Consider the following 14,377-nt stretch of genomic DNA (forward strand, 5'->3'; position numbering starts at 1 on the left):
CTGATTCCGGTCCACGGGCCCCCCTTCGCTTCCCGCGCGGGCACTCCCTACGGCTTCACCAGCGTCACCAGGAAGCTCCGCGCGCGGCCCACGTTCCCGGCCGCGTCGATCGTGCGGTACTCGACGGTGTGCGTGCCGTAGTCCGGGGTGGCGTCGTCCCACGGCACCGCGCGGCTCCGGCCCAGCTTCCCGTACACGAGGTCGTCGACCGCGGTGCCGCCGGGCGAGAACCGGAACGGCGCGTCCGCGTCCGTCGGCCAGCCGTAGTACGTGTACCAGCCGTCGCCGTCGACCCGGAACTGGCTGACCACGGCGCCCTCCTGGTCGTCCCGTGCGGTCAGCCGCATCGTGAACGGGCCGTCGTAGACGTACTCGTCGGGCCCGTCCGCGCGCCGGACCGTGCGCAGCGGCGCGGACAGTTCGTACGAGGCCGTCGCCGGGCGGGCGTCCACCGTCCAGCGCAGCTCCTCGGCCGTCCCCGGGATGCGCGCGGTGAGCGTGTGCGTACCGGGCGCGGGGCGGAGCGAACCCAGGTCCAGGTCACGGTCGTTGCGGCCGGCCGGGCGGACCGGCCGGCCGTCGAGGCGCCAGTGCACGGCCGGGGTGCGGTCCGCGGGACGGGTGGTGTCCGCGTGGACCACCGACCGGGCGCCGACCGGCTTCCCGGTGGGGGTGTGCCCGGTGAACGCGGCCTCCACCGGCTCCTCCCGCGTGGTGAGCGAGGGGTCCACCGACCAGGTGACCGTACGGGTGAGCGCGGTCGAGGCGCGGACCTCGGGATCGCGGACGAAGGGCGTCGGATCGGTCACCGTCGCCGTCAGGGTGTGCGCGCCGGGGGAGACGCCGAGGCGTCGCAGGTCGACGCTGCGCGCGCCGAGCGTGGCGAGGGTGCGGCCGTCCAGCCGCCAGGTGACGGCGAGCGCTCCGCCGACCGGGTGCAGGGTGTCCACCCACACGGTCCGGTCCGCGCCGATCGGCGCCGTGTTCGGCGTGTGGTCCTGGACCAGGTTCACCTTCGCCGAGATGGCCCTGACCATCACCTCGCGCTCCACCTGGTCGAACGCGTAGCCGAGGGTCTTCATGAGGGAGTGGCGGCTCGGGCGCCAGACCTCCTTCGTGCTGTACAGGCCGCCCTCGTGGCGCCCGATGACCCCGCCCGCCTCGCTGTCCTCGCCGAGCCAGCGCCACCACTTGGCGCGCTGCCGCCGCATCTCCTCCTCCGTCAGGAGGGTGTGGTGGGCGGAGCTCGGCTCGGGCCCGGAGTAGGCCTCGCCGGGTACCCCACGAGCGTAGTAGTCGTACTCGTCCTGGAGGCCGCCGAGCGAATGGCCTATCTCGTGCGGGGTGATGAGGGAGGAGAGCGCGTTGCCGCCGGAGGCCGTGGCGTAACTTCCGCCGGCGCCCCCGTAGGTGGAGCTGTGGGCCAGTGCGACGATCTGCCGGTTGGCGCGGGTCGTGCCCGGGACTAGGTCGGCGAGCGCGGCGGCCTTGCGGCTGTCGACGGTGAGCAGCCGCTGCACGCTGTCCGGGTTGCAGCCGCCCCAGAAGCCCATGTCGAGCGGGGTGTCACGGGCCGGGGCGGTCAGCGCCGGGTCGCAGTCGACGCCCGAATCGGGCGAAGGGACCTCCACCGCCCACACGTTGACGTACGAGCGGTACGAGGCGAACGGCTCGATGCTCCACAGCGTGTTCAGGTGCCGTTCGAGGTCGGCCCGGAAGGCGGGCATCTCCTCGGCGGTGTAACCGTCGCCCATGAAGACCAGGTTGAACCGCCGGTCGGCGGGCCCGGTCGTCTGGACGGGGACGACGACGGGACCGTCACCGGGCGTCGGGGTCTCCGCGGCCGCCGGTCCCGCTCCCACGAGTCCGGCGGCCAGCAGACAGACCGCGACGATCCGGGCCAGGCCTCTGTGTGCTCCGTTGCGCTGTGAGGTCATGGGGCGCGAGCCTAGGCCGCGCCCTCCGCCCCGTAAAGATGTTCGCCGGTCGTACGGCTCCGCGACGGTTCAGTGCCGCAGATACGCAAGTCCCGGGTGCTCCGCCCGGTAGCCGTCCACCAGACGGCGGGCCACCGCCACCGAGTCGACCAGCGGGTGCAGCGCGAAGGCCTTCACGGCCGTCGCCCGCGAGCCGCTCTCCGCCGCCGCGAGGACCTCCCGCTCGACCGCCTTCACCGCCGTCACCAGACCGACGGCGTGGTACGGCAGCGGGGCCACCGACACCGGGTGGGCGCCGTTCGCGTCGACGGAGCAGGGCACCTCGATCACCGCGTCCGCGTCGAGCGCGGCGAGCGTCGAGCCGTTGCGCACGTTGAGGATCAGGGTGGCGCGCTCGTCCCGCGCGATGGCCCGCATGAGGGCGAGCGCCACCTTCTCGTAGCCGCCCGACTCCAGGTCCTCCTCGTCGCGGTCGCCGGTCCCGGCGGCCTCCCGGTTGGCGGCCATGTAGGTCGCCTCGCGGTCGGCGAGCGTACGGTGCCAGGCGGCGAGCGCCGACGTGTCGGGCTTGGCCGTCTCCTCGTAGAAACCGGCCTGCTGGTCGCGGAGGTAGGCGCCGCGGGTCCGCTCGGCGGTCCGGTAGGCGTGGACCGCCTCCCGGTTGAAGTAGTAGTAGTGCAGGTACTCGTTGGGGACCGCGCCGAGCGAGCGCAGCCACTCCGGCCCGAAGAGCCGGCCCTCCTCGAACGAGCCGAGCGCCTCCTCGTCGGCGAGCAGGACCGGCAGCAGGTCCCGCCCGCCGACCCGCAGCCCGCGCAGCCAGCCCAGGTGGTTGAGGCCCACGTAGTCGATCCACGCCTCGTCCGGGTTCGCGCCCACGAGCCGGGCGACCCGGCGCCCCAGGCCCACGGGGGAGTCGCAGATGCCGACGACCCGGTCGCCGAGGATCCGGGACATCGCCTCCGTGACCAGCCCCGCCGGGTTCGTGAAGTTGATGACCCAGGCGTCCGGGGCGAGTGCGGCGACCCTGCGCGCGATGTGCACCGCCACGGGCACGGTCCGCAGCCCGTACGCGATGCCGCCCGCGCCCACCGTCTCCTGGCCGAGCACGCCCTCGGCCAGCGCGATCCGCTCGTCGGCGGCCCGGCCCGCGAGCCCGCCGACCCGGATCGCCGAGAACACGAAGTCGGCCCCGCGCAGCGCCTCGTCCAGATCCGTCGTCGCCGTCACCACGGGCGCGTCCGGCACCCCCGCGCCCTGCTCCGCGAGCACCCTGGCGATGGCCGACAGCCGCGCGTCGTCCAGGTCGTACAGGGTGACGTGGGTGACCCGCCCCTCGGCGTGGTCGCCGAGCAAGGCGCCGTACACCAGCGGCACCCGGAATCCGCCGCCTCCGAGAATCGTCAGTTTCATGCTCGTACGCTACTCGGACGAGCCCTCTGAGCAGCGGGATTCCGGCCGGAGGTCCATCCGGGCGTCCACATGCCGGGCGCCGCCCCGCCGCCGCGGTGGGGGAGAATGGCGGCATGTCCCGACGCAAGCCCCGCCCCCGTACGACCGCGCCCGCCGCGCCGGCCGTGACCGCGACCTCGCCCTGCCCGTGCGGCCTCGACGCCGCGTACGGCGAGTGCTGCGGCCGGTTCCACGCCGGGGCCGGCGGCACGGCGCCCACCGCCGAGCTCCTCATGCGGTCCCGCTACTGCGCCTTCGTCGTCCGCGACGAGCCGTACCTCCTGCGGACCTGGGCCCCGGAGACCCGGCCGCACGACGTCGACTTCGACCCCGCCCTGCGCTGGACGGGCCTCGACATCGAGGCCGCCACCGACGGCACCGCCTTCCACCAGCACGGCACCGTCACCTTCACCGCCCGCTTCCTCCACGACGGCGAACCCGGCGCCCTCCACGAACGCAGCCGCTTCGCCCGCCACGGCGGTGCCTGGGTCTACGTGGACGGCGACTTCATCGACTAGAGGGCGTCTCGCCGATCAGGCCGGGCCGTCCCGGGAGCCCGGCCCGAGCAGGGCCAGGCCGAGTTCGCTGGCCCGGTAGTACACCTCGCGCCGGTACCGGTGCGAGGTCACCAGACCCGCGTCCCGCAGGACCGCGAGGTGCTGCGAGACCGCGCCGGGACTCAACCCCGTCTGCAGGGCGAGGCCCGTGGTGGTGGTCGGGGTGCTCGTACGCCCCAGAAGCCCCGCCCGGCTGCGCCCGAGGAGTCGCGCGAGCCCGTCGCCCGGCTCGGCGCGCCGCTCCCACAGGGTGCCGACGGCCCGCGCGGGATAGACGAGGCACGGCGCGGTGCCGGGCCGCCCCGACTCGGAGTCCCGCCCCGGGAGCAGGACGCAGCGGGTCGTGAAGACGCTCGGGGCGAGCGTGATCCCGCCGCCGTCCAGGGCGATGCCCCGGGCCGGGAGGCCGGCGCCGGTGAGGCGGTCCTCCGCCCACCGCAGGCTCGGATGGAGGTGGGCGAAGACCTCCTGGATGCCGTCCTCGGCGAGCTGCCGGGTGCGGTACGCGAGGTCGGCCTCCAACACGGCCCTGATCCGGGGCCAGTACGGGCGCACGCCGGCCCGCCACCAGCCGAGCAGGGCCTCCGCGCGGTCCGGCGGCCCCGTGAGCACGGCGAGTTCCTCCTCGATCTCGGCGAGGGGGCAGCGCGGCGGAGGCACGAGGGCTTCGAGCTCCGACAGCCGCGGGAGCAGGTCGGTGCGCGCCGCGCCGACGGTCAACGCCGTTTTGATCCACGGGAGATGGAGGGCGTGGCGTCCCGGGTCGGCCGTGGCGCGCAGTGCGGCGACGGACTCCCACAAGGGGGACACGGCGAACCGGAGCTGCGCCAGGTCGTCGACCCCGAACCGTATCTCTCCCACCGGCAACCCCCGCCCACGAGCTTTTCGTCCAGACTAAATCAATGGTCGGACCCGGTCGCGGGTGATGGTGTTCGCCGACATGACCACCACCTCTTCCGTCCCTGCCCCTCCCCGTCCCCGGCTGCTCCGGCTGCCGGACTTCCGCCGGCTGTGGATCGGCGACACCGTGAGCCAGGCCGGAACCGCGATCACCGTCCTCGCGCTCCCGCTCGTGGCGATCGGCACGCTCGGCGCGTCGCCCTTCGAGGCGGGGCTGCTCGTGATGTGCGAGTACCTCGGCTTCCTGCTCCTGGGGCTGCCCGCCGGGGCCTGGGTGGACCGGATGCGCCGCCGGCGCGTGATGATCGTGGGCGATCTCGGCCGGGCCGCGCTCCTCGCCACCCTGCCGCTCGCCGCGTGGCTCGGGGTCCTGACCCTTCCCCAGGTGTACGGGGTCGCCTTCGGCCTTTCGGTCTGCACGGCCTTCTTCGACATCGCGTACCAGAGCCATCTGCCCCGACTGGTCGACGAGGACCGGCTGGTGGAGGCGAACGTGGCGCTCGAAGCGTCCCGTACGGTCACGGCGGCCGGGGGTCCCGGAGCGGGCGGCGCGCTCGTCGCGGCGGTGACGGCCCCGGTGGCGCTCGCCGTCGACGCCGTCAGCTTCCTCGCCTCCGCGCTCCTCCTCTCCCGGATCCGCCGTCCCGACCCCCGACCCGCGCCGGCCCCCGGCACCCGGCTGCGGGACGAGATCGCGGAGGGCCTGAGGTTCGTGTGGCGCGACCGCCTGCTGCGGGGGCTGACGCTCACCGCCGCGATCTCCAACCTGTGCGGCACGCTCGGCACCTCGATGCTCCTCGTGCTGCTCGCGGGAGACCTGGGCCTGTCACCGTTCCTGTGCGGGCTCGTGTTCACGGCGGAGGCGGTCGGCGGCTTCCTGGGCAGCCTCCTCACGACCCGGATCTCCGCCCGCCTCGGCGAGGGGCGCGCGATGTGCGCCTCCGTCGTGGTCAGCGGGGTGCTGTGGCTGCTCGCGCTGCCGTTCTTCCAGTCCGACGGGCGGTACGCGCTGGCGTGCGTGCTCCAGGGGCTCGGCTGGACCGCCTTCATGACCTTCAAGATCAACTCGGTGGCGCTGCGCCAGCGCCTCACCCCGGCCCCGCTGCTCGGCCGCGTGACGGCGACCTTCCGCTTCCTCGTCTGGGGCTGCATGCCCCTGGGCGCCCTGGCGGGCGGCCTCCTCGGCCAGTACGCGGGCGTGCGCACGGCCCTGTGGACCGGCGCCCTGGGCGAACTGATGGCGGTGGTCCCGCTGCTGCTGGTGATACGGGGAACCCGGGCGGCGCGACCCTAGGCCCCGTCCGGAAAGTGGGGGGCGGTGGCGTCCGGGCAGGCCCCGAGTCCCGCCGGTCGGGCCGGGGCGGGGGCGGTGGCGTCCGGGTCGGGGGCCTGCCTCAGCGGGTGCCCGCGCCGACCGTCTCCGGTGTGCGGGGGATGCCGTTCGCGAGGTCCTCGGCGACGATCTTCTTGGCGATGGAGTCGGTGGCGACCCGCAGTTCGGGACCGGTGGGGCGGCCGCGTTCCCGTGCGACGACGTCGGCGAGCCAGTCGCCCCAGGCGTCGGTGATGACGTCCGCCTCGCGCTTGCCCGCCGCCGTGTGGGAGAGGATGTTGCCGTCGCGGGTGAGGAAGCCCTCGTCGACCATCCGGTCGAAGACCGGGAGGAGGACCTCGGGGGGAACGCGCCGCCCGGCCGAGATGAGGCCCAGGCTGGCGTGCCCGACGGTCCGGGTGTACAGCTCGACCTGCATGACGGCCCAGGCGCCGCCGAAGTCGAGGCGGGTGTCGGAGTCGCCGACGATCCTGCGGGCCGTCTCGATGTCCTGGCGGCGCAGGATCCGGCCGACGGACAGTTCGAGGAGCTTCTCCGAGTCGCCGGACATCGTGGGGGAGGCGAAGCCCTCGCCCATGTCGGGGGCGCCGGCGCGCGCCGAGTCGTGGAGTGCCACCTGCTTGAGGAAGAGGGCCACGACGAAGCCGACGGCGGCGACCGGCACGGTCCAGAGGAAGACGGTGTGGAGGGTGTCGGCGTAGGCCTGGACGATCGGCTCGGCGACCGGGTCGGGGAGCCCGTGCAGGCCGGCCGGGCTCTGTGCGGCCTGCGCGATTCCGGCCGGGTCGAGGTCGAGGCCGAGGCTCCCGGCGACGGCGGCGGCCTCTCCGACGCCCGCGGTGAGGTTGGGCCGGAGGGAGTTGGCGTAGATCGTGCCGAAGACCGCCGTGCCGAAGGAGCTGCCGAGGGTGCGGAAGAAGGTGACGCCGGAGGTGGCGGTGCCGAGGTCGGCGTACTCGACGGTGTTCTGCACGGCGATGGTGAGGACCTGCATGCACAGGCCGATGCCGGTGCCGAGCACGAACATGTACAGCGATTCGAGCCAGGTTCCGGTCTCGGGGCCCATGAGCGAGAGCAGGTAGAGGCCGACGCCCATCACGAGGCAGCCGACGATCGGGAAGACGCGGTACTGGCCGGTCTTGCTGACGACGTTGCCGCTGAAGATCGAGGCGAGGAGCAGGCCGACGACCATGGGGAGGGTGCGGATGCCCGACATGGTCGCCGACTCCCCGTCGACGTACTGCAGATACGTCGGCAGGAAGGTCATCGCGCCGAGCATGGCGAAGCCGACCACGAAGCTGAGCACGGAGCAGACGGTGAAGACGGGGTTCTGGAACAGCCGCATGGGCAGCATGGGTTCGGCCGCCCGGGTCTCCACCCAGCAGAAGAGCGCCAGCGCGATCAGGCCGCCGGCGAAAAGACCGATGATGACGGCGGATCCCCAGGCGTACTCGTTGCCGCCCCAACTGGTGGCCAGGATCAGGGCGCTGGAACCGGCGGCGACGAGCGCGATGCCCGCGTAGTCGATGACGGGGCGGCTCGCGGAGCGCACGGAGGGGATCGTGCGGGCGGCGGCGATGACGACGAGGATCGCGATGGGGACGTTGACGTAGAAGGCCCAGCGCCACGTCAGGTGGTCGGTGAACAGACCTCCGAGGAGCGGGCCGATGACGGTCGAGACGCCGAACACCGCGCCGATCGCGCCCTGGTACTTGCCCCGCTCGCGCAGCGGGATCACATCGGCGATGAGCGCCATCGAGGTGACCATGAGACCGCCGGCGCCGACGCCCTGGAGGCCGCGCCAGACGATCAGCAGCGTCATGTTCGTGGCGAGTCCGCACAGGAACGAGCCGGTGATGAAGACGACCGCGGAGATCTGGAAGATCACCTTGCGGCCGAAGAGGTCGCCGAACTTGCCGACGAGGACGGTCGCGACCGTCTCCGCGAGCAGATACGCGGTGACCACCCACGACATGTGGGCGGCGCCGCCCAGGTCCGCGACGATGGTGGGCAGGGCGGTACCGACGATCGTCTGGTCGAGGGCGGCCAGGAGGACACCCAGCATGATCGTGCCGAAGACGATGTTGCGGCGGCGGCTGTCGAGCACGGGTGGCTCGGTGGCGGCCGGGGGCGCGGGCGCTGCGTCGCTGGTCGTGGTCACTCTCGCAGCGTCACACCGGCGCCGCGGGCGTGCCTCCGGGGGACGGCCGAACAGGTGGACCCCGGAGGCCCTCCGTCAGGGGGTGACGGGCAGCTGCGGGTGGTGCTTGGCGAGGATCTTGTTGGCCCGTGCCAGCGCGGCGAGCGCGTGCTCGCGGTCCGCCCGGTCCTCCGCGCACAGCGGACCCCGGAACCGGTAGACCTCGCGCGCCGCGCAGTCCGCGTCGACCTCGGCCTGGAGGACGTGCAGCGGAAGGCAGGAGCCGATCATCGCGGCCACGCGGTCGGGGATCGGGACGGGGACGAGGGGCGAGGGCGAGGTGATCACGGGTCAGTCCTAGTCGGTCCGGGAAGGGTGCGGAAGGTTCTCCCCTTCATACGTACCGGATGCCGGTACAGGTTCCGGTACGGGCCGGTCGCGGCTGGGCGACAGCGCGCTGGGCGCCCGGTCGAACACGGCGCCGCCCCGCGTGCCGACCGCCCGCCGGCGCGGTCCGGGCGCGGAGGCGTTCTTGCAGGTGCGGGGGCGCGCGGTCGGCCCGCGGATTGTGCACCGACCTTGCGTATCGTCCGGGAGCCCGTCGAACGCGATCTCCACGGAGGGGTGTCGGGGCCCCTGGATCGTCGCGGGAATGTGAAGGATCTCACTCCGCGGTCGAGAGGCTTCCGGACGGGCCGCTCCTGTGCCGGTGGGATCCCTGGGGCCCTCCGGTCTCCCGGGTCTGCCGGGACGCGCGGGGTCTACGCGAGGATTTCCGCCAGGTCGTACGAGACCGGTTCCTCCAGCTGCCCGTAGCCGCAGGACTCCGGGGTCCGGTCCGGGCGCCACCGCTTGAACTGGGCCGTGTGGCGGAAGCGGTCCCCCTCCATGTGGTCGTAGCCGACCTCGCAGACCCGCTCCGGCCGCAGCGCCACCCACGACAGGTCCTTCTTGCCCGACCAGCGGCTCGGCGCGCCCGGCAGCCGCGCTTCCGCGTGCGCGGCCTCCTCCGTCCAGGCCGCCCACGGGTGCCCGTCCGGCGGGTCCATCCGGAGCGGCTCCAGTTCGTCGATCAGCTCGGCGCGCCGCTGGGCGGTGAACGCCGCGCACACGCCGACGTGCTGGAGGACGCCACCGTCGTCGTACAGGCCGAGCAGCAGGGAGCCGACCACCGGCCCGCTCTTGTGGAAGCGGTAGCCGGCCACCACCGCGTCGGCCGTCCGCTCGTGCTTGATCTTGTACATGAGGCGGGCGTCCGGCCGGTACGGCAAGTCCAGCGGCTTGGCGATCACCCCGTCCAGGCCGGCGCCCTCGTACTGCTCGAACCAGCGGGCGGCGAGTGCGGCGTCCGTGGTCGCCGGCGTGAGGTGGACCGGTGCGTCGACCCCTTCGAGGACCCGCTCCAGGGCCGTCCGCCGCTCGCTCAGCGGCACGTCGAGCAGCGAGACCTCGCCGAGGGCGAGCAGGTCGAAGGCGACGAACCGGGCCGGGGTGGTCTCGGCCAGCATCCGGACCCGGGATTCGGCCGGGTGGATCCGCTCGGCGAGCCGGTCGAAGTCGAGGTGCCCGCCGTGCTCGATGACGATCTCGCCGTCGACCACGCAGCGCTGCGGCAGCCGCTCCGCGAGGGCCTCGACGAGCTCGGGGAAGTAGCGGGTGAGGGGCTTGCCGGTGCGGCTGCCGATGACGAGCTCCGGCCCGTCCCGGTGCACGATCGCGCGGAAGCCGTCCCACTTCGCCTCGTACTGCATCCCCGGCGGGATCCGCTTCACGGGCTTGGCGAGCATGGGTTTCACGGGTGGCATCACCGGAAGATCCATGGGGTGATTGTCCGGTATGCGTGAGTTGTCGGCGAGCCCTAGGGTGGCCCGCATGGCAGGCAAGGCGGCAGCGCTGGAACTGGAAGTCGGCGACCGGACCGTGCGGGTCTCCCACCCGGACAAGGTCTACTTCCCCGAGCCCGGCTACACCAAGCTCGACATGGTCACCTACTACCTGGCCGTCGGCGACGGCATCACCCGTGCCCTGCGGAACCGCCCCACCACGCTGGAGCGCTACCCCGAGGGGGTGACCGGCGAGTCCTTCTTCCAGAAGCGCGCGCCGAAGTACCTGCCCGACTGGATCCCGACGGCCCGCATCACCTTCCCCAGCGGTCGCTCGGCCGACGAGATGTGCCCCACCGAGCCGGCGGCCGTGCTCTGGGCCGCCAACCTCGGTGCCGTCACCTTCCACCCCTGGCCGGTCCGACGGGACGACACCGACCATCCCGACGAACTCCGCATCGACCTCGACCCGCAGCCCGGCACGGACTACGCCGACGCCGTCCGCGCCGCCCACGAACTCCGCGCCGTCCTCGACGGGCACGGGCTGCGCGGCTGGCCGAAGACCTCCGGCGGGCGCGGCCTGCACGTGTTCGTGCCGATCCGCCCCGAATGGACGTTCACGCAGGTCAGGCGGGCGGCCATCGCCTGCGGTCGCGAGCTGGAGCGGCGGATGCCGGAGCGGGTCACCGTCAAGTGGTGGAAGGAGGAGCGCGGCGAGCGGATCTTCGTCGACTACAACCAGGCCGCCCGGGACCGCACCATCGCCTCCGCCTACTCCGTGCGCTCCCGCCCGCACGCCCCGGTCTCGGCGCCGCTGCGCTGGGAGGAGATCGACGACGCCGTGCCGCGCGACTTCGACATCAGGACGATGCCGGTCCGGTACGCCGAGGTCGGAGACGTCCACGCCGACATGGACGACGAGCGGTTCGGCCTGGAGTCCCTGCTCGAACTGGCCCGGCGCGACGAGGCGGAGCACGGCCTCGGCGACCTCCCGTACCCGCCGGAGTACCCGAAGATGCCGGGCGAGCCGAAGCGGGTGCAGCCGAGCCGGGCGAAGCAGCCGAAGGGGGAGGCGGGGGAGGAGTCGTAGGGGGCGGGAAGCGGGGTGGTGGGGGCGGGGCGGTGCCTTCCGGGTCGGAGCCGCCCAGCCCCTTCTTTCAATCTAAAACAACACGAACGATCGTGCTAACATTTTTGTCCTAGTCAGGACGACCGAGGAGAACCGGCATGTACCCGATGGCTCCGCTCGTACGCACGACCCTGAACGCCGCCGCCCGCGTCGCCCCCGGACCGGCCGGCCGCCTCGCCTTCCACCTCTTCGTGCGCCCGCTCGGCCGCGCCCGGCTCAAGCCCGGGGAACGGGACCTGTTCGCCGCCGCGCGCACCGGACGCCTCCGGGTCCGGGGCAAGGAGGTCGTCACCTACACCTGGGGCGACGGCCGGCGGCCCGTCCTCCTCGTCCACGGCTGGTCCTCGCGCGCCTCGCGCCTCACCGCCTTCGCCGAGCAGCTGATCGCCCGCGGCTACAGCCCGGTCACCTTCGACGCGCCCGGCCACGGAGAGGCCCCGGGCCGGGCCAGCAGCATCCTCGAATACCGGGAGGTGATCCGGGAGTTGCACGCCCGGCACGGCGACTTCGACGCCGTCGTCGCCCACTCCTTCGGCGCCCTCGCCGCCCTCTTCGCCCTCCGCGACGGGGTGCGCACGGCCCGCTTCGTGGGACTCGGCGCCGTCGGCTCCTTCGACCTGCTGCTCGCCGGCTTCCGGGCGGGCCTCGGCGTCGACGAGCGGGTGATCCGGTGCATGCGCGACCACGTCGAACGCCGCCTCGCGCCCGGCGAGCCCGGCATCTGGGACCGCTTCGGCGCAGACCGGGACCCCGGCGAACTCGGGGCGCCCGTCCTCCTGTTCCACGACGAGGACGACGACATGGTGCCCCTCGCCCAAGCGCGTCTGCTCGCCCGCGCACACGGCGACCGCGCCCGGCTCGTCGTCACCCGGGGGCTCGGCCACCGCCGTATCCTCACCGACCCCGAAGTCGTCGCCGAGGCCGTGGAGTTCGCGACCTCCGGCTCCGTCACGGAGCCCGCTGCGACGGCCGCCGAAGGCCGGGTCGCGGCGGGTTGACGGACGTGCGGCCCCGGGACTCGGCGCCGGCGGGCGGTCGGCGGGGGCCACGTCCTCCGCAGGCGTCGGGCCTCAGGCCGTCTAGGCCAGGGCCTCACGGCCGCGGTCGGTGGCCTCCGCGCGCAGCCGGGCGGTGATGCCGCGGTCGGCGCGGGCGTACGCCGAGGTCTCGCCGAAGAGGACGGACTGCGCGTTGGCGGCCTCCATGAGGGCGATCACCTCGAAGGCCAGCTGCTCCACGTCCAGGTCGGCGGCGAAGTCGCCCGCGGCGCGCGCCTCGGTCAGGGAGCGCTCCACGTAGGTGCTCCAGTCGAGCCTGGTCCGGGCGACGGCGTCGTGGACCGGGCCCGTCCGGGCGTCGAACTCGGCCGAGACCGCGTAGAAGAAGCAGCCGCCGGCGAAGACCCGCTCCGAGGAGTACGCGAGCCAGTTCCGGCAGAGGTCGCGCACCCGAGGGGCGCCCGGCGGCACGTCCGCGAGGGGGGTGACGACCCGGTCGGCGAAGACGGCGACGGCCGCGCGGATCGTGGCGAGCTGGAGTTCCTCCTTGGAGCCGAAGAGGGCGAAGACGCCGCTCTTGCTCAGCTGGAGCTCGGTGGCGAGCCGCCCGAGGGACAGCCCTTCGAGGCCCTCGACGGAGGCGATGTCCATGGTCCGGCCGAGCACCAGGCGCCGGGTCTGGTTGCCGCGCTCGACGCGCCCGTCGGTCTTGGTCCTGGTGTCGCCGCTCATCTCCCCATCGTACTGAACGCACGACCGTGCGGATATCTGCGGGCGGCCGCGGCGCTACCCGGCCCGCTCTCCCGGGTCCCTGCGCTCCGCCGGCGCGAGGAGGAGCACCTCCAGGGCGCGGGCGCAGGCCCGTGCCTGCGCCAGGTACCAGTCGAGGCGGGCGTCGGTGATCAGCTCCGGGGCCGCGCGGACGGCGAGCGCGAAGCGCGCGTGCCCCGCCCGCTCCATGACCGGTACGGCCACGGTGCGCATCCCGTGGGCCGACTCGCCGTCGTCGAGCGCGAACCCGGATTCCCGTACGCGTGCCGAATCGGCCGCGTGCGCGAGGTGGTCGAGGGTCGAGGGTCCCGTGAGCGCGTACGGCGTCGCCGCCGACGTCGGCGGCGACCACGGCCCGGTCTCGCCCTCCCGGGGCCAGGCGAGCAGGACCCTCCCCGGCGCCGTGGCGTGCAGCGGCCGGCGCAGGCCCACCTTCGGAGTGACCGGGCCGCCCGCCACGATCACCGCGTGCGGACCGCTGCGCAGCGACAAGTCGGCCGTCGCGCCGGTCCGGTCGGCCAGGTCGGACAGCTCGGGCTCGGCCAGGTGAAGGCCCCGCTGGTGGTACGAGAGGCGGCCCAGTTCGGTCGTCGCGGGGCCCAGCCGGTAGCGGGCGGTGCGGGCGTCCTGTTCGAGGAAGCCCGCACCGAGCAGGGTCCGGGCCAGCCGGTGCGCGGTGGAGGTGGAGAGGCCGAGCCGGCGCGCGAGGTCGGAGGCGCTCAGGTCGGGCCCGTTGTCGTGGAAACAGTGCAGCACGTCCAGTGCGCGGCGGACCGCCTGGGCGCCCGCCGGGGGTCGGACGATGCCGGCCTCGGTCGTCATAGGGTTCGCTCCCCGTGGGTGATCGGGCTCCCACGCTGCCACATGGCGGGAGTCGGCACGGGGCTTGCGCCAGGTCGGAAACACGACGTTCACACCCGCTCCCACGCCGTGGGAACCGGTTGGTCAGGCCCGTCTCCGGAGGCGGCGAGGCGGGTGGCCGAAACGCCTCTCGCGCGCCGGGTATCCGCCATTGATCGAACGTTGATGGCTCGTTTACGCGGTGGCGGCACCGTAGGAGCCATGCAGACGGATACCGACACGCTGACCGCTCCCGACCTCGCCTGGCGTGAGAACGCCCTGTGCGCGCAGGCCGGCCCCGAGTTCTTCTTCCCGGCCCCCGGCTCGTCGACGCGCGAGGCGAAGCAGCTGTGCGGGGCGTGCGAGGGGCGCCTGGAGTGCCTGGACTACGCGCTCCGCCACGACGAGAGGTTCGGGGTCTGGGGCGGCCTCTCGGAAAAGGAGCGGGGGCGGCTCAAGCGGCAGAGCCGCTGAGCCGCCCCCCGTTAACGGCGGGT

General features: G+C 73.6%; 13 protein-coding genes. 5 read left to right on the forward strand and 8 right to left on the reverse strand.

The window, feature by feature from the left end; translation table 11 throughout:
* Positions 1 to 47 precede the first annotated feature (47 nt).
* Both ACFCY7_RS36295 and ACFCY7_RS36300 read right to left on the reverse strand, forming a co-directional pair.
* On the reverse strand, positions 48 to 1,937 hold the full coding sequence (locus ACFCY7_RS36295; RefSeq protein WP_376490338.1) for a M64 family metallopeptidase: 1,890 nt from the start codon (positions 1,935 to 1,937) through the stop codon (positions 48 to 50).
* Between the two features lie 69 nt (positions 1,938 to 2,006).
* Positions 2,007 to 3,350, reverse strand: coding sequence for a 6-phospho-beta-glucosidase (locus tag ACFCY7_RS36300; RefSeq protein ID WP_376490339.1), 1,344 nt, complete (start codon positions 3,348 to 3,350; stop codon positions 2,007 to 2,009).
* Positions 3,351 to 3,463: 113 nt separating this feature from the next.
* Here ACFCY7_RS36300 and ACFCY7_RS36305 point away from each other — a divergent pair, with 113 nt between their 5' ends.
* Entirely contained in the window at positions 3,464 to 3,907 is a 444-nt protein-coding gene (locus ACFCY7_RS36305; protein WP_376490340.1) for a YchJ family protein, read from the forward strand.
* A gap of 15 nt (positions 3,908 to 3,922) precedes the next feature.
* On the opposite strand, the gene ACFCY7_RS36310 is transcribed toward ACFCY7_RS36305, so the two are convergent.
* Complete coding sequence (locus ACFCY7_RS36310) at positions 3,923 to 4,807, reverse strand: ArsR family transcriptional regulator (protein ID WP_376490341.1); 885 nt, start codon at positions 4,805 to 4,807, stop codon at positions 3,923 to 3,925.
* A 79-nt stretch (positions 4,808 to 4,886) separates the two neighbouring features.
* On the opposite strand from ACFCY7_RS36310, the gene ACFCY7_RS36315 reads away from it, so the two are divergent.
* A complete protein-coding gene (locus ACFCY7_RS36315) occupies positions 4,887 to 6,140 on the forward strand; it encodes an MFS transporter (RefSeq protein ID WP_376490342.1) in 1,254 nt (417 codons plus the stop codon).
* A gap of 100 nt (positions 6,141 to 6,240) precedes the next feature.
* Here the strand turns inward: ACFCY7_RS36315 and ACFCY7_RS36320 are convergent, their stop codons facing one another.
* From ACFCY7_RS36320 to ACFCY7_RS36330, 3 genes are all read right to left on the reverse strand, one after another.
* Positions 6,241 to 8,340 carry an MDR family MFS transporter gene (locus ACFCY7_RS36320; protein WP_376490343.1) on the reverse strand — a complete coding sequence of 700 codons (2,100 nt, stop codon included), beginning with the start codon at positions 8,338 to 8,340 and terminating at the stop codon, positions 6,241 to 6,243.
* A 75-nt stretch (positions 8,341 to 8,415) separates the two neighbouring features.
* A complete protein-coding gene (locus ACFCY7_RS36325; RefSeq protein WP_051034050.1) occupies positions 8,416 to 8,610 on the reverse strand; it encodes a hypothetical protein in 195 nt (64 codons plus the stop codon).
* 470 nt (positions 8,611 to 9,080) lie between these two features.
* On the reverse strand, positions 9,081 to 10,139 hold the full coding sequence (locus tag ACFCY7_RS36330; protein WP_376490344.1) for an ATP-dependent DNA ligase: 1,059 nt from the start codon (positions 10,137 to 10,139) through the stop codon (positions 9,081 to 9,083).
* A 52-nt stretch (positions 10,140 to 10,191) separates the two neighbouring features.
* Here ACFCY7_RS36330 and ligD point away from each other — a divergent pair, with 52 nt between their 5' ends.
* Together ligD and ACFCY7_RS36340 are read left to right on the forward strand one after the other, a co-directional pair.
* Positions 10,192 to 11,232: a non-homologous end-joining DNA ligase gene (gene ligD, locus ACFCY7_RS36335; RefSeq protein WP_376490345.1), complete on the forward strand. Its 1,041-nt coding sequence runs from the start codon at positions 10,192 to 10,194 to the stop codon at positions 11,230 to 11,232.
* Positions 11,233 to 11,369: 137 nt separating this feature from the next.
* Positions 11,370 to 12,269, forward strand: coding sequence for an alpha/beta fold hydrolase (locus ACFCY7_RS36340; protein WP_376490346.1), 900 nt, complete (start codon positions 11,370 to 11,372; stop codon positions 12,267 to 12,269).
* Positions 12,270 to 12,350: 81 nt separating this feature from the next.
* Here ACFCY7_RS36340 and ACFCY7_RS36345 read toward each other — a convergent pair whose 3' ends face one another.
* Positions 12,351 to 13,001 carry a TetR/AcrR family transcriptional regulator gene (locus tag ACFCY7_RS36345; RefSeq protein WP_376490347.1) on the reverse strand — a complete coding sequence of 217 codons (651 nt, stop codon included), beginning with the start codon at positions 12,999 to 13,001 and terminating at the stop codon, positions 12,351 to 12,353.
* 54 nt (positions 13,002 to 13,055) lie between these two features.
* On the reverse strand, positions 13,056 to 13,862 hold the full coding sequence (locus ACFCY7_RS36350) for an IclR family transcriptional regulator (RefSeq protein WP_376490348.1): 807 nt from the start codon (positions 13,860 to 13,862) through the stop codon (positions 13,056 to 13,058).
* Positions 13,863 to 14,102: 240 nt separating this feature from the next.
* Here ACFCY7_RS36350 and ACFCY7_RS36355 point away from each other — a divergent pair, with 240 nt between their 5' ends.
* The gene (locus ACFCY7_RS36355; RefSeq protein WP_376490349.1) at positions 14,103 to 14,354 is read left to right on the forward strand and encodes a WhiB family transcriptional regulator; all 252 of its coding nucleotides are present in this window, start codon (positions 14,103 to 14,105) and stop codon (positions 14,352 to 14,354) included.
* The last annotated feature ends 23 nt before the right edge of the window (positions 14,355 to 14,377 follow it).

The sequence above is a fragment of the Streptomyces sp. NPDC056361 genome (genome assembly GCF_042262805.1).
GTDB lineage: Bacteria > Actinomycetota > Actinomycetes > Streptomycetales > Streptomycetaceae > Streptomyces.

What these genes read in the sequence shown, in the direction of transcription:
- ACFCY7_RS36330 (WP_376490344.1), bottom strand. Translation starts at nt 10,139, where the DNA reads ATGGATCTTCCGGTGATGCCACCCGTGAAACCCATGCTCGCCAAGCCC.
- ligD (WP_376490345.1), top strand. Translation starts at nt 10,192, where the DNA reads ATGGCAGGCAAGGCGGCAGCGCTGGAACTGGAAGTCGGCGACCGGACC.
- ACFCY7_RS36325 (WP_051034050.1), bottom strand. Translation starts at nt 8,610, where the DNA reads ATGATCGGCTCCTGCCTTCCGCTGCACGTCCTCCAGGCCGAGGTCGAC.
- ACFCY7_RS36340 (WP_376490346.1), top strand. Translation starts at nt 11,370, where the DNA reads ATGTACCCGATGGCTCCGCTCGTACGCACGACCCTGAACGCCGCCGCC.
- ACFCY7_RS36315 (WP_376490342.1), top strand. Translation starts at nt 4,887, where the DNA reads ATGACCACCACCTCTTCCGTCCCTGCCCCTCCCCGTCCCCGGCTGCTC.
- ACFCY7_RS36295 (WP_376490338.1), bottom strand. Translation starts at nt 1,937, where the DNA reads ATGACCTCACAGCGCAACGGAGCACACAGAGGCCTGGCCCGGATCGTC.
- ACFCY7_RS36305 (WP_376490340.1), top strand. Translation starts at nt 3,464, where the DNA reads ATGTCCCGACGCAAGCCCCGCCCCCGTACGACCGCGCCCGCCGCGCCG.
- ACFCY7_RS36355 (WP_376490349.1), top strand. Translation starts at nt 14,103, where the DNA reads ATGCAGACGGATACCGACACGCTGACCGCTCCCGACCTCGCCTGGCGT.
- ACFCY7_RS36350 (WP_376490348.1), bottom strand. Translation starts at nt 13,862, where the DNA reads ATGACGACCGAGGCCGGCATCGTCCGACCCCCGGCGGGCGCCCAGGCG.
- ACFCY7_RS36345 (WP_376490347.1), bottom strand. Translation starts at nt 13,001, where the DNA reads ATGAGCGGCGACACCAGGACCAAGACCGACGGGCGCGTCGAGCGCGGC.
- ACFCY7_RS36300 (WP_376490339.1), bottom strand. Translation starts at nt 3,350, where the DNA reads ATGAAACTGACGATTCTCGGAGGCGGCGGATTCCGGGTGCCGCTGGTG.